This is a genomic window from Mycobacterium hackensackense, assembly GCF_025822555.1.
In the GTDB taxonomy this organism is placed as follows: domain Bacteria; phylum Actinomycetota; class Actinomycetes; order Mycobacteriales; family Mycobacteriaceae; genus Mycobacterium; species Mycobacterium fluoranthenivorans.
The window spans coordinates 796131-810013 of sequence record NZ_JACKUC010000029.1; the positions used below are offsets into that span (position 1 = coordinate 796131).

Consider the following 13883-nt stretch of genomic DNA (forward strand, 5'->3'; position numbering starts at 1 on the left):
TGCGCCGATTCGAGTACCGAATTACCCTACGTCGCGCCGACCAGCGCGCCGACACTCCAAGAATGGCTGTTCTCGGTGATCACGCGGTGGTGTTGGGCGCGAGCATGGGAGGGCTGCTGGCGGCGCGCGTGCTGTCCGAGCAGTATCGCCGCGTCACCATCGTCGAACGCGATGAGCTGAACGACGAGCCCATCCCCCGCCGCGGCGTCCCCCAGGGCCGGCACGGGCACGTCCTGCTGGCCCGGGGCGCGCAGATACTCGAAGAGCTGTTCCCCGGGTTCGGTGACGAACTGGTCCGCGACGGTGCCGCCACCCTGTCCACCGAGATGACGCGGATCCAGGTGGCGATTGCCGGCCACGTCCTGGCCCACCACACCGATGTCGAATCGCCCGACGCCGCCCGACTGTACTTTCCGAGCCGGCCTCTGCTCGAACGCAATGTCCGCCGGCGGGTCCGCGCGATCGACACGGTGACGATCCTCGACGGCCACGATGTGGTCGGGCTGACCTGCACCCCGGACGCCGCCCGGGTCACCGGCGCGAGAGTCGTCAGCCACGGCGGCGAGGATCCCCGGGTGACGGCTGCCGACCTCGTCGTCGACGCGACCGGTCGCGGCTCCCGGACGCCGACGTTCCTGCGCGAGATCGGATACAGCCGTCCACCCACGGACGAGCTCGTCGTCAAACTCGCCTATGCCAGCCAATTGCTGCGGATACCCGCCGGCACCCTGCCCGAGCAGATGATCGGTTATTTCCCGGCGCCAGGCCGGCCGAGGACGTGGACGATCGTCGGCCATGAGAACGACACCTGGATGATGACAGTCGGATCCATGTGCGGCCATGACGCACCCGCGAACCGATCCGAGATGCTCACCTTCGGTGTGGGATTCGCGCCGCCGCACGCCGTCGCAGCGGTGCGCGCGGCCACCCCGCTCGGCGAGGTCGAGCACTACCGCGTGCCCTCGAATCGGTGGCGGCGCTACGACAAGATGAAGCGCTTTCCGCAGGGGCTGTTGGTATTCGGTGATGCGATCTGCAGCTTCAACCCCGTGTACGGGCAAGGTATGACGATGGCCGCCATCGAGTCCACCATCTTGCGGGAGTGCCTGCGCCGAGGAGATCGCGACATGTCTCGGCGCTTCTTCCGAGCCAGCGCCCGCCAGCTCCGGGTGGCATGGCAGACCGCGGTGGGCTCCGATCTCTCCCTGCCCGAAGTGGCCGGCCCGCGCCCGCTGTCGATGCGGCTGTCCAACGCTTACCTCGACCGGGTGATGAGGGCGGCCGAGACCGATATCGATATCGCGGTCCAGCTGTTGCGCGTCACGGGCATGATGGACTCCCCGGTGCAACTGCTCCGGCCCGACTTCATGGCCCGCGTCGCACGGGTGAACCTGCGGCGCCCCGGGCCCACCGCTGCCCTCCAGCCGGTAGCGGCTTCCGCGCGCGAGACCGCATAAAAGAAATCCCCCGGGACCCTTTCAGGTCCCGGGGGTTTCTTCTATGTCGCAGATCTATGTCGCAGATCAGCCCAGCACGCGCTGCATGTCGGGGATCATCGCCTGCAGCTCCCGGCCCCAGTACGCCCAGTTGTGCGTGCCGTTGTCCGGGAAGTTGAAGACACCGTTCTTACCGCCCGCAGCCAGGTAGTTGTCGCGGAAGGTGATGTTGGTCTTGATGGTCAGGCCTTCGAGGAAGGTGGCGGGCAGGTCGCCGCCGCCGAGCTCATTGGGCTGGCCGTTGCCGCAGTACACCCAGATGCGGGTGTTGTTGGCCACCAGGCGGTCGATGTTGACCATCGGGTCGTTGCGCTTCCAGCCGCTGTTCGGGTCCTCGGTCTTGCCCCACATGTCGTCGGCCTTGAAGCCGCCGGCGTCACCCATGGAGATGTTGATGAGGAACGGCCACCAGCCCTCGGAGGGGTTCAGGAAGCCCGACAGCGAGCCCGCGTAGACGAACTGCTCGGGGTGCCAGATCGCCAGGGTCAGCGAGGCGGAGCCGGCCATCGACAGACCGACGGCGGCGCTACCGGTGGGCTTGACGCCACGGTTGGCCTGCAGCCACTGCGGCAGCTCCTGGGTGAGGAAGGTCTCCCACTTGTAGGTCAGCGTCGGGCCCTTGTTGCGGGCCGGGGAGTACCAGTCGGCGTAGAAGCTGGACTGTCCACCGACCGGCATGATCGCCGACAGGCCGCTGTTGAGGAACCACTCGAAGGCCGGGGTGTTGATGTCCCACCCGTTGAAGTCATCCTGCGCACGCAGACCGTCGAGGAGGTAGACCGCGGGCGAACCCTCGCCACCGCTCTGGAACTGGATCTTGATGTCCCGGCCCATCGACGGCGACGGCACCTGCAGGTACTCCACCGGCAAACCCGGGCGGGAGAAGGCCCCCGCTGGTGCGGTTTCGCCGGTCATGGCGACCGCGCCCGGAATGACAAGGGCGGCCGCGGCGGCGGCTCCGATCCGGCGCATCCACCGGCCTACAACGTTCTGCATAAATCCATCCCAACTCACATTGTCCGCGGTAACGCTCGGCTCTGGACGATGGCGGCACCGTCCAGCGACACCGCAGCGCTCCGTTGCACGGCGATATCACGCGTCCGCTCGACCTGACGTTCGGGCAGCAGAGCGGACCGAGAAATTCAGTTGTCGCGGATTGCAGTAAAACACGGTGCCAGCAAGTTCAGAAAGTCCGGGGTCACGGCGTGCCGCCGTAGGCTTCGCTTCATGGCGGGTGAACGGACCTCTTCGAGCAATCGTCTATCAGTTGATGACTGGCTGCAGGCCGGGTACACGATCCTCGCCGCCGAAGGGATAAAAGCCCTGAAAATCGACCGTTTATGCCGCCACCTCGAGGTGACCAAAGGCAGCTTCTACTGGCACTTCGACGGCATGCCCAGCTACCGCACAGCGCTTGTCCAGGGTTGGGGTGAGCTTCGCGACCGGGATCGCCGCTCGATAGAAGAGATCGGATCGTTGCCACCCCGCGACCGACTGCGGCACATGATGGCCTCGCTCATCACCCCGGGACACTGGACCTTGGAGCGCGCCATGCGCGAATGGGCCCGCACCGATGACGAGGTGGCAGAGAGTGTGCGCGCCGCCGACCGCCGGGTGTGGGCGGCTGTGCGCAACGCGTTTCTCGACGCCGGCTTCGCCCCCGACGAGGCCGAGTTGCGGGCCGATGCGACGTTTGCCGTGGGGGTCGGCCTACTGCATCTGTCGGGGCCGGTCCCCCATCCGCGCCAGGCCGCCCGCAGCGAACGATTTCTGGATCTCATGCTGGCCACCTGACGTCACCCACATGTCCATACCAAAAGGTATGGTACGTTCTGGCCATGCTGACCACGCAGCCCGAGATCACCGGTGAGTTCGTCACCGCGCTCGCCGCCCGCGCCGACGAAGCCGAAGCCTTGCGCCGACTGCCCGACGCCACCGTCGAAGACCTGCTGGCCTCGGGTTTCACCGATCTCCTGGTGCCGGCACGCTACGGAGGCGCCCAGGCCCCGTTTCCCGCCCTGCTCGATCCGGTCCGGCGGCTGGCCCATGGCTGCACCTCGAGCGCGTGGACCATCGGCTTCTTCGCCCTGCACAACTGGATGCTGGCGCTGTTCGGCGAGCAGGCCCAGGAGGAGGCCTTCGGCAGCAGGCCGTTCCTGGCGCCCGCTCCCCTGGCCCCGACGGGCCGCGGCGTGGCCGTCGACGGGGGGATCCGGCTGACCGGCCGGTGGTCCTGGTCGACGGGCGTGATGCACGGCAACTGGATCATCGTCGCCGCGCTCTGCGGGCCGGATGACGCTGTCTATCCGGCGCTGGCGCTGCTGCCGATGAATGAGGTCACCGTCGAGGACGTCTGGCACACCGATGGCATGCGGGCCACCGGGTCCAACGACGCGATCATCACCGACACCTTCGTGCCGGCGCATCGCCTGGTGAAGGTGACCGACATCTATGCGGGCACCGCGCCGGGAGCCGGGCTGCACGACGCGGCCACCTACCGCTGGCCGATGGTGCCGGCCCTGGCGCTGCTGGCGTCGATGCCCGCACTGGGCAGCGCCGAACGGGTCACCGAGATCTACGCGGAACGACTCGCCGAACGGGTGCTGCCGTATGAGGGCGTGATGCAGAAGGACAAGCCGATCGCCCAGGCACACCTGGCGGGGGCACAGGTCCGGCTACGCGCCTTGCGTGGGCTGCTCGCCGACACCGTCGGTGAGATCGAGTCCATCGTCGAAACCGGCGACGCCGTCGAGAAACCCGTCCGCGCACAGGCCCGCCTGGCCGCGGCGCATATCGTCACCGAATCCCGGGCCGTCATCGCCGAGCTGCTGGGCGCGGGCGGGGCGAGCATCCACTTCCTGTCCAACCCGCTGCAACGGTTCAAGCGGGATGTCGACGTGCTGGCCGGGCACGTGGTGTTCGACTACGACACCAGCCGCGAGCTGGCCGGGGCACTGAGCCTGGGCTTGAAGATCCCCCGTACATCGATGGTCTGATCGCGACGCTGTGGGTCGAGGCCAGTCGCAAGGGGGACGACGCGTCGGATCGCAAGGTGCAGAAAGCGGTGCGTCAGGCCTTCGCGGACCTCGGTTTCACACCGGAGCAGGCCAGGATGCGGGCCGGTGTCACGTTCGCCGCGGGCCTCGGATTCCTTCATATGGCCGGCGATAAACCCAGTCCGCTCAGTGCATCTGAGCGAGAGCAGTTCCTGGAGTTCATGCCGCGGCCGTGACTTCCGCAACGGTCCGCCCAGTTCCGGCTGGCCGTGCAACCCGACGGCACCATCTCCAGCCTGAAGTTCCTCAAGGAAGGTGTGCCGGTCCCCTGACAGTCCGGTTCTCCGCGGAGAACCGGCGCCGGATCGCCCTTGCCTCCTCGCGAAACAAAAAGTAAAGTCACTTTTAGTTTTGCATCGCCCGATCATCGAGGAGCGAGATGGAATCCTTCGTTCACCTGCGCAAGGGCAAGACCCCCAAGCGTGTGCACGCCGACCTGGACGGCCTCAAAGACGACGAACTCGGTCGCGGTGGGTTCGTCGGTCGCACCGCGAACATGTACCGGCGCCACGACCCCACCGCCTACCGCACCGTCGGTCCCCTGCGGCCCACCGATGTGTTGTCGTCCGAACTCAAGCCCAGCGACGCCACCGATGCTCACGGCGGGCCGCTACTGATGTACTCCAATGACGACTGCCTGGTGCTGCTGAGCCGGCGCAGCGAGGAGATGCCGTTCTTCGTCCGCTATGTCGACGGTGACCTGCTGGTGTTCGTCCACAAGGGCGCCGGCCTGCTGGAAACGGAGTTCGGCCCGCTGCGCTACCGCGAAGGCGACTGGGTGTACATCCCCAAGGCGTGCACCTTCCGGCAGGTGCCCGACGAAGAATCGACCTGGCTGATGATCCAGGCCACCGACGACTTCCGGGTGCCGCCCGCCGGCATCCTGGGCCGGCACTTCCCGTTCGACCCGGCGCAGGTGACCGTCCCCGAACCGGCACCGATCGACGATGGCGTGGGGCCGGCGGCCGACGGCGAATATGAGGTGCGGCTGATCCACGCTGGTGGGCCGACTTCGCTTTTCTACCAGCACAATCCGATGGACGTCGAGGGATGGCGTGGAGACAACTTCCCGTTCACCTTCAATATCGAGGACTACACCGTCATCACCTCCGAGAGCGTGCACCTGCCGCCGACGGTGCATCTGTTCATGCAGGCCACCGGGGTATACGTGATGAACTTCCTGCCCAAGCCGGCCGAGAGCGTGCCCGGCACCGAGCGCACGCCGTGGTATCACCGCAACGTCGACTATGACGAGATCGCGTTCTTCCACTCCGGCTCGCTCTACGGCATCCCGATGCCTCCGGGTCTGGTTTCCCATGCGCCGCAAGGCGTTCACCACGGCGCACCCGAGAAGGCGCGTGAGCGGGCCCGGCGAAAGTTCGACGATTACGACCGGGTGGACTGGTCGGTGATCGCCATCGACACCCGCCGCCGGCTCACACCGTCCGCCGAAATCCTCGCCAACGATCTGGGGCAGCACTAGTGACCACCGTGGAAACACCCGTGAAGTTCGAGTACGAGCGCATCCCGTATCTGGTCGCGTACCAGAACACCTCCAGCGTCCGCGACGTGTACGGCGGCGTCGCCGAACTGGTCGTGCTGGAGAGCTATCTACTCAAGCCCAAGACCACACAGAGTGACACCGTTCTGGTGTTCATGCACCCGATCGGCGGCGGCGCCTACCTGCCGATGATCAACGCACTGGCCCGCGCCGGCCACCATGTCATCTACTGCAACAGCCGGTTCCGCGGCACCGACTCCGCGCTGCTGATGGAGAAGGTGGTCGAAGACCTCGGCGAGTGCATCAAAGACGCCAAGAACCGGCTCGGCTACTCCAAGGTGGTGCTCGCCGGCTGGAGCGGCGGCGGCTCGCTGTCGGTGTTCTACCAACAGCAGGCCCAGCACCCGACCGTCACCGCCAGCCCGTCCGGCGACGGCCCCGACCTGACCACGCTCGGCCTCATCCCGGCCGATGGCATCATGCTGCTGGCCGCCCACATCAGCCGGCACGGCACCATGACCGAATGGATGGACGCCTCCATCCTCGACGAGAACGACCCGTCCAAGCGAGACCCCGAGTTGGACCTGTACAACCCCGACAACCCGAACCAACCGCCCTACACCCCGGAGTTCCTGGAGCGCTACCACCAGGCCCAGATCGCCCGGAACCGGCGAATCACGGCCTGGGTCAAAGACAAGCTCGCCGAACTCAAAGCCGCCGGCCGACCCGATGACGAGTTCGCGTTCGTCGTGCACGGCACCATGGCCGATCCGCGCTGGCTGGATCCGACCGTCGACCCCAATGACCGCACCCCCGGCCAGTGCTACCTGGGCGACCCCCAGGTGGTCAACATGAGCCCGGTCGGCCTCGCCCGGTTCTGCACCCTGCGCAGCTGGCTGTCACAGTGGAGTTATGACGACGCCAACGGTGACGCCGTGAAAGCCGGCCCTGACATCGCGGTGCCCGCACTGGTGATCGGCAACCTCGCCGACGATGCCTGCACCCCCAGCCACACCCGTCGGCTGTACGAGGCGATCGGGCATCCGGACAAGGAAATGCACGAGATCCCCGGGGCCAACCACTACTACTCCGGACCCGATCAGCGCGGCACGCTGCGTCAGGCCGTGGGGATCTGCACGGACTGGCTGCACCGGCACGGATTCTCGCTGGAAACGCCATGACCACCGGCGCCCTCGATGGCATCAGGGTGCTCGAACTCGGCACCCTGATCTCCGGCCCGTTCGCGGGCCGGCTGCTCGGTGACATGGGCGCCGAGGTACTCAAGATCGAGCTGCCCTCCGCCCCTGATCCGTTGCGCACCTGGGGGCAAGCCGAACTGGACGGGCACCACTTCTTCTGGACCGTGCACGCCCGCAACAAGAAGGCCGTCACCCTGGATCTGCGAAAGGAAGCCGGTCGGGCGCTGTTTCTCGAACTGGTCGACCGTTCCGATGTGATCGTGGAGAACTTCCGGCCCGGGACCCTGGAGAAGTGGAACCTGGGTTACGACGTGCTGCGCGAACGCAATAAGGGCATCATCCTGGTGCGGGTGTCCGGGTACGGGCAGACCGGGCCGGACGCCGGCAAGGCCGGATACGCCTCGGTCGCCGAGGCCGCCAGCGGCCTGCGGCATATGAACGGTTTTCCCGGCGGCCCTCCCCCACGGCTGGCGCTCTCCCTCGGCGACAGCCTGGCCGGGATGTTCGCCGCCCAAGGAGCACTGGCCGCGCTGTACCGGCGTAGCGTCACCGGCGTCGGTCAGGTCGTCGACACCGCGCTGACCGAATCATGTCTGGCCATACAGGAATCCACCATCCCCGACTACGATGTCGGCGGCGTGGTGCGCGGCCCGTCAGGTACCCGGCTGGAGGGTATCGCGCCGTCGAACATCTATCAAAGCGCCAACGGCAGCTGGGTGGTGATCGCCGCCAACCAGGACACCGTGTTCCGGCGCCTCTGCGAGGCGATGGGCCGGCCGGAGCTGGCCACCGACGGCAGGTTCGTCAATCACGTTGCGCGTGGCCGCAATCAGGATGAACTGGACAAGATCATCGGCGACTGGGCCGCGGAACGGCAGCCCGCCGAGATCATCGAGACGCTGTCGCAGGCCGGCGTGATCTCCGGGCCGATCAACACCGTCGCCGAAGTGGTCACCGACCCGCAACTGCAGGCCCGTGGCATGATCGCCGACCACTGGGATGAGCGGATCGAGCGAAATGTCAAGGGACCCGGTGTGGTTCCCGTGCTGACCGAGTCCCCCGGTTCGGTGCGCAACGCCGGCTCCGCGCGCCCCGGCCAACACAACGACGAGGTGTTCGGTGGCCTGCTCGGCCTGTCCGCCGACCAGATCGCCGCGCTACAGGAGGAGGGCGTCCTATGAAGGTCGACATCCGCGAGGTCTGCCTGCGCGACGGCCTGCAGATCGAGAAGCCGATCTCCCTGGCGGCCAAGGTCGCACTCCTGGAGGCCATCGTGGCGACCGGGGTGCGCGAGGTCGAGGCCACCGCGTTCGTCTCACCGTCCAAGGTGCCCGCCCTCGCCGACGCCGCCGAACTCGCCGCGCAGCTGTACCGGTTCCCGGACGTGGAATTCTCCGCTCTGGTCGCCAGCGCCAACGGCGCCAAGCGCGCCATCGCATCCGGGCTGCGGTCCATCGAATACGTGGTATCGGCCTCGGACGCGCACAGCATGGCGAACGTCGGACGCTCCAGCAGCGAGGCCACCGCCGCGATCGCCGACGTGGCCCGCATCGCGCACGACAGTGACGCCACCGTCGAGGTGATCATCGCCACCGCGTGGGACTGCCCGTTCGACGGCCCGACACCTGCCCGCCACGTGCTCGATATCGCCATCGCCGCAGTCGAACTCGGCGTCGACCGGATCGCCATCGCCGACACCATCGGCACCACCACCCCGCGGCGCGTCGGCGTGCTGATCGGCAAGCTGAAACCCCTCATCGGGGACATCCCCCTCGGGGCGCATTTTCACAACACCCGCGGCGCGGGACTGGCCAGCGCGTATGCCGCGGTGCAGGCCGGGGTGACCCGGCTGGACGCCTCCGTCGGCGGCCTGGGCGGCTGCCCGTTCGCCCCGGGCGCCTCCGGCAACATCGCCACCGAGGATCTGGTGTACCTGTTGCGCGACAGCGATATCGACGTCGACGTCGACCTGGACCGCGCGATCGACGCCGCCAAGGTGGCACAGGACGCCGTCGGCCACGAACTGCCCAGCGCGCTGTTGCGCGCCGGGGATCGCATCCTGGCCTGATATGGCGCCCGCCCAAGCGCTGACCGCCAAAGGCCGCCAGACCCGTGAAGCCATCGAGCTGGCGGCCCGGAAACTGTTCGCCGAACGCGGCTTTCACGGCACCACCCTGGCGGACATCACCTCGGCGGCGGGCAAATCCTCGGCGGTGTTCTACCGCTACTTCGACGATAAGGAAGACCTGCTGGCCTCGCTGGCCGAATCCTTCCTGCATGACATCGTGGAGCCGTCCGGCACCCGGGTTCGGCTGCCCGACTCCCCCGAGGACACCGAATACTTCACGACGGTGGTGACCGGATACTGGAATCTGTTCAAGCAGAACATCGGGATCATGATCGCCGTCGCCCAACTGGGCGCCACCCAGCCGCGATTCGCCACGGTGCAGCACGAGTTCCGCCGGTTCGGTATGGACATGGTTGCCGGATCGGTGCGCAGAGCCCGCCAACAGGGGTACGCCCAGGACCTGGCCGATGAGCACATCGCCGCCGCGATCGCGCTGCTCTTCGAGAACTTCACCGTCGTCGTGGTCGGCAATCCGGGATCCGAACTGCAGATCAGCGACCAGGACGCGATCAAGACGCTGTCGACGATCTGGAAGCGAACCCTGTACGGCTTCTAAAGGACGAAAGAGAGATCAGAGTGGATTTCGCTTTACCCGAACATCTTCCGGGGCTGCTGGCCGAGATGGATGCGTTCATCGAGGCGGAGATCAAACCGCTGGAACGCGAGAACATGCAGTACTTCGACCGGCGCCGGGAGTTCGCGCGCACCGACCTGGACAACGGCGGCGTGCCGGCCAGGGAATGGGAGGATCTGCTCGACGAGATGCGCCGGCGTGCCGATGCCGCGGGTTGGCTGCGGTATGGGCTGCCGGTGGAGTTCGGTGGGCGCGGCGGCAGCAACCTGGACATGGCCGTCATCCGGGAACACCTGGCCCACAAGGGTCTCGGGCTGCACAACGACCTTCAGGACGAATCGTCGATCGTCGGGAACTTCCCGCAGGTCATCATGATGAGCCGGTTCGGCACGGAGGCGCAGAAGGCCGAGTGGGTGGAGGCGATGCTCACCGGCGAGCGCTCCATGGCGTTCGGGTTGACCGAACCCAACCACGGCAGCGACGCCACCTGGATGGAGACCACCGCGGTACGCGACGGCGACGGCTGGGTGATCAACGGCGCCAAACGCTGGAATACCGGAGTGCACCGGGCCACCCACGACCTGGTCTTCGCGAGAACGTCCGGCTCGGCTGGGTCTGCCACGGGGATCACCGCCTTCCTGGTGCCCACCGACACCCCGGGCTTCACCGTCCCCTACTACTGGTGGACGTTCAACATGCCCAGCGACCACGGTGAGGTCGAACTCTCCGATGTCCGGGTGCCCGCCGACGCGGTGCTCGGCGAGGTGGATCACGGCCTCGAGGTCGGTCAGACATTCCTGCACGAGAACAGGATTCGGCAGGCGGCCAGCAGCCTGGGCGCAGCGCAATACTGTATCGACCGGGCCGCGCAATACGCCGGTGACCGGATCGTGTTCGGCAAGCCGTTGTCGGTGAACCAGGCGGTGCAGTGGCCGCTGGCCGAATTGCAGACCGAAGCGCAGATGGTGCGACTGCTCGTGTACTACGCGGCCTGGCACCTGGATCGCGATCACCATATGGAGGTCTCGGACAAGGTCTCGATGGCCAACTACCGGGCCAACCGGCTCGTGTGTGAGGCGGCCGACCGGGCCATGCAGATTCACGGCGGCGTCGGCTACAGCCGCCACGAACCGTTCGAACACATCTACCGCCACCACCGCAGATACCGGATCACCGAGGGGGCCGAGGAGATCCAGATCCGCCGCGTGGCCCAGCGGATGCTGAAGTTCGGCCGGAAGTGATCGATCCGCAAGCTCTCGCAGGGGTGCTGGAACCGGTGCTCGGCACCGTCCGCATCGCAGATCTTCGGGTGCTCACCGGGGGCGCGAGCCGAGCCACATGGGCGTTCACGGCCGACGACCGCCCGCTGATCCTGCGCACCGGCCCGCCCGATGAGGTCCACGCCGGGATGGAACTGGAGGCCGCGGCGCTGCGCCGGGCCGCGGCCAGTGGTGCGCCGGTGCCCGGTGTCCTGGCGGCTTCCAACTCGGTTGAGCCGCTTGGTAATCCCTACCTGGTGTGCGATTTCATCGCCGGTGAGACGATCGTCCGCAAGATCGCACGCACCCTGGACGGCACCTCCCGGGCCGCACTGCTGGCGCAATGCGCGCAGGCGCTGGCACAGATCCACCGTGCCGATCCCCAGGGTATCGGGTTGCCCGTCTCGGATCCGCTGACCGATTGGCGGCACGAACTCGACGACATGGGCGACACCACGGCCACCTTCGAGTATGCGTTCCGGTGGTTGGAACAACGCCGGCCGGCCCCGACCGCCCCGGTGCTCGCACACGGCGACTTCCGGATGGGCAACCTCATCGTCGCCGACGGCAGCCTGGCCGCCGTCCTGGACTGGGAACTCACCCACATCGGTGAAGCCGCCGACGATCTGGCGTGGTTCTGCATCAGGGCGTGGCGATTCGGCGCGCCCAGAGACCTCGGTGCCGGCGGGCTGGGCAGCATCGAGGACTTCGTCACCGCCTACGAGAACGCCGGCGGCGCCGCGATCGACCGGGCCGCCCTGCACTGGTGGCTGGTGCTGGCCACCCTGCGCTGGGGTGTCATCTGCCGCTATCAGTACGAGCGGCACCGATCCGGGCAGACCCGTTCGGTGGAACTGGCCGCCATCGGACGACGGGTGTGCGAAACCGAATACGACCTGCTGACGTTGTTGGAGGGTTCCGCAGGGTTGGAGCCCAGCGATTCGGGGAGTTCCGCATGAATCTGCACTACAAACCGACCGCGGCCGAACTGGTGGCCGCCGTCGCCGAATTCCTGGAAACCGAGGTCCGGGACGGCACCAGCGGGGCGGTGAACTTCCACGCCCGCGTCGCGGCCAACGTGCTGCGCACCGTCGAACGCGAACTGCTCGACGACAGCGCCGAGATCCCCCGCCGGGCTCTGGACGCACTGGGTTTCGCCGACGAACACGCCTTGGCGGCGTCCATCCGGTCCGGAGCCAGCGGCGACGAGGTGCTGCCTGCGCTGCACGCGCTGGTACGGCACCGGCTGGCCGTCGCACATCCCGGCTATGAACGCGAGTGAGTCAGCAACAGGAGGACAGATGAGCGTCGATGTGGCGAACCGGTTGTTCGGCGCCATCGAGCGCGGCGACTACCCCGGCGTCGAGGCGCTGTGGGCCGCCGACGTCACGGTGTGGCACAGCGGCGATACCCACGACAACGACAGGCGGCGCGCGCTGAAGGTGATCCGATGGTTCATCGACACCACCACCGCACGGCGTTACGAGATCCTGGACCGTCAGTTCTTCGACGGCGGGTTGGTGCAACAGCACGTCCTGCACGCCGACGCGACCAACGGCGCGTCCATCGCGTTGCGGGTCTGCATCGTCATCAAAATGGGGACCGACGGGCTCATCACCCGGATCGACGAGTACTTCGACCCGGCGGATATGGCACCGTTGATGTCATGACGAATACCGATTGGCTCGGCGACTGGCAGCTCGACCCCGAGCGCACCACGCTGGAGTTCCACAGCCCGACCTTCTGGGGCCTGGCCCATGTCAAGGGAACGTTCACCGACGTGAGCGGATCGGCGCGGGCCACCGAGGACAGCGTCACCGGGCAGTTGCAGATCGGCGCCGCGTCGCTGCGCACCGGTATCCGCAAACGCGATGAGCACCTGCGGTCACCGGATTTCTTCGACGTCCAGGCTTTTCCCAGCATCGCGGTCTCGATCGAGTCCGCTGAGGCCACCCAGCCGGGCTGGGTGTCGCTGCGCGCCCAGTTGACGGTCAAGGGCGTGCAGCGCGAGCTCGAACTGCCCACCCACGTCCGCGCAGACGGCGAGGGTGCGCTGCGACTACAGACCACCACCACCCTGAACCGGCTGCACTACGGCGTGGACGGCAACCTGTTCGGAATGATGGGCGAAGCGGTGAACATCGAAGCCACCGCGGTCTTCATCCGGCAGTCGTAGCATCGCAGGCGTGGCCGACACCGACGCGCAGGTCCGGATCCTCGTATACAGCTCCAATCCCCGCACCCGCGACGCGGTGCGGTCGGCACTCGGCCGCCGTGTGCACCCGGATCTGCCCGAACTGAGCTATCTCGATGTCGCGACCGCACCGGTCGTCGTCCAGCAGCTCGCCGACGGCGGGTTCGATCTGGCAATCCTCGACGGTGAGGCCGCGCCGACCGGCGGCCTGGGACTGGCCAAGCAACTCAAGGACGAGATCACCGACTGCCCGCCGATCCTGGTGCTGACCGGCCGCGCCGATGACGCCTGGCTGGCGACGTGGTCACGAGCCGAGGCAGCGGTATCGCATCCGATCGACCCGATCCGGCTCGGCGAGGCCGTCGCAGCCCTGCTCCGCGGGGCTGCTCTCTAAGCAGCACGAAAAGCGCTGTGGCCGTTAATTCTTCACGTCGTCGCCGGTGAGGACGTGGTAACCCAGCTGTCATTTTCATCCT

Annotated in this window: 16 protein-coding genes; 15 read left to right on the forward strand and 1 reads right to left on the reverse strand. The window is 67.1% G+C overall.

Annotated features, from left to right (window positions below; genetic code table 11):
* Positions 1–62: 62 nt before the first annotated feature.
* The gene (locus H7J86_RS06850; RefSeq protein ID WP_267290082.1) at positions 63–1457 is read left to right on the forward strand and encodes an FAD-dependent oxidoreductase; all 1395 of its coding nucleotides are present in this window, start codon (positions 63–65) and stop codon (positions 1455–1457) included.
* A gap of 66 nt (positions 1458–1523) precedes the next feature.
* Here H7J86_RS06850 and H7J86_RS06855 read toward each other — a convergent pair whose 3' ends face one another.
* The gene (locus H7J86_RS06855; protein ID WP_090355398.1) at positions 1524–2492 is read right to left on the reverse strand and encodes an esterase family protein; all 969 of its coding nucleotides are present in this window, start codon (positions 2490–2492) and stop codon (positions 1524–1526) included.
* Positions 2493–2723: 231 nt separating this feature from the next.
* Here H7J86_RS06855 and H7J86_RS06860 point away from each other — a divergent pair, with 231 nt between their 5' ends.
* From H7J86_RS06860 to H7J86_RS06925, 14 genes are all read left to right on the forward strand, one after another.
* Entirely contained in the window at positions 2724–3290 is a 567-nt protein-coding gene (locus tag H7J86_RS06860; RefSeq protein ID WP_090355401.1) for a TetR/AcrR family transcriptional regulator, read from the forward strand.
* Positions 3291–3334: 44 nt separating this feature from the next.
* On the forward strand, positions 3335–4492 hold the full coding sequence (locus tag H7J86_RS06865) for an acyl-CoA dehydrogenase family protein (RefSeq protein ID WP_267290084.1): 1158 nt from the start codon (positions 3335–3337) through the stop codon (positions 4490–4492).
* A gap of 68 nt (positions 4493–4560) precedes the next feature.
* Positions 4561–4728 (forward strand): hypothetical protein, encoded by a 168-nt coding sequence (locus H7J86_RS06870; RefSeq protein WP_267290086.1) that lies wholly within the window; start codon positions 4561–4563, stop codon positions 4726–4728.
* 203 nt (positions 4729–4931) lie between these two features.
* Entirely contained in the window at positions 4932–6035 is a 1104-nt protein-coding gene (locus H7J86_RS06875) for a homogentisate 1,2-dioxygenase (RefSeq protein ID WP_267290088.1), read from the forward strand.
* Between the two features lie 8 nt (positions 6036–6043).
* Positions 6044–7234, forward strand: a complete 1191-nt coding sequence (locus tag H7J86_RS06880) for an alpha/beta hydrolase family protein (protein ID WP_267290618.1) — start codon at positions 6044–6046, stop codon at positions 7232–7234.
* On the forward strand, positions 7231–8433 hold the full coding sequence (locus H7J86_RS06885) for a CaiB/BaiF CoA transferase family protein (RefSeq protein WP_187098726.1): 1203 nt from the start codon (positions 7231–7233) through the stop codon (positions 8431–8433). Before H7J86_RS06880 ends, H7J86_RS06885 begins: the two co-directional genes overlap by 4 nt.
* Positions 8430–9320 carry a hydroxymethylglutaryl-CoA lyase gene (locus tag H7J86_RS06890; protein WP_267290090.1) on the forward strand — a complete coding sequence of 297 codons (891 nt, stop codon included), beginning with the start codon at positions 8430–8432 and terminating at the stop codon, positions 9318–9320. The genes H7J86_RS06885 and H7J86_RS06890 overlap by 4 nt, the downstream gene beginning before the upstream one ends.
* Before the next feature lies 1 nt (position 9321).
* A complete protein-coding gene (locus H7J86_RS06895; protein ID WP_187098724.1) occupies positions 9322–9936 on the forward strand; it encodes a TetR/AcrR family transcriptional regulator in 615 nt (204 codons plus the stop codon).
* A gap of 20 nt (positions 9937–9956) precedes the next feature.
* Complete coding sequence (locus H7J86_RS06900) at positions 9957–11195, forward strand: acyl-CoA dehydrogenase family protein (RefSeq protein WP_187098723.1); 1239 nt, start codon at positions 9957–9959, stop codon at positions 11193–11195.
* Positions 11192–12172, forward strand: coding sequence for a phosphotransferase family protein (locus tag H7J86_RS06905; RefSeq protein WP_267290092.1), 981 nt, complete (start codon positions 11192–11194; stop codon positions 12170–12172). Before H7J86_RS06900 ends, H7J86_RS06905 begins: the two co-directional genes overlap by 4 nt.
* Positions 12169–12495: a DUF6285 domain-containing protein gene (locus H7J86_RS06910; RefSeq protein ID WP_267290094.1), complete on the forward strand. Its 327-nt coding sequence runs from the start codon at positions 12169–12171 to the stop codon at positions 12493–12495. Before H7J86_RS06905 ends, H7J86_RS06910 begins: the two co-directional genes overlap by 4 nt.
* Before the next feature lie 19 nt (positions 12496–12514).
* Complete coding sequence (locus tag H7J86_RS06915; protein ID WP_267290096.1) at positions 12515–12883, forward strand: nuclear transport factor 2 family protein; 369 nt, start codon at positions 12515–12517, stop codon at positions 12881–12883.
* Positions 12880–13389: a YceI family protein gene (locus tag H7J86_RS06920; RefSeq protein WP_090355428.1), complete on the forward strand. Its 510-nt coding sequence runs from the start codon at positions 12880–12882 to the stop codon at positions 13387–13389. Before H7J86_RS06915 ends, H7J86_RS06920 begins: the two co-directional genes overlap by 4 nt.
* A 10-nt stretch (positions 13390–13399) precedes the next feature.
* On the forward strand, positions 13400–13801 hold the full coding sequence (locus H7J86_RS06925) for an Rv3143 family two-component system response regulator (protein WP_090355431.1): 402 nt from the start codon (positions 13400–13402) through the stop codon (positions 13799–13801).
* Positions 13802–13883: the final 82 nt, after the last annotated feature.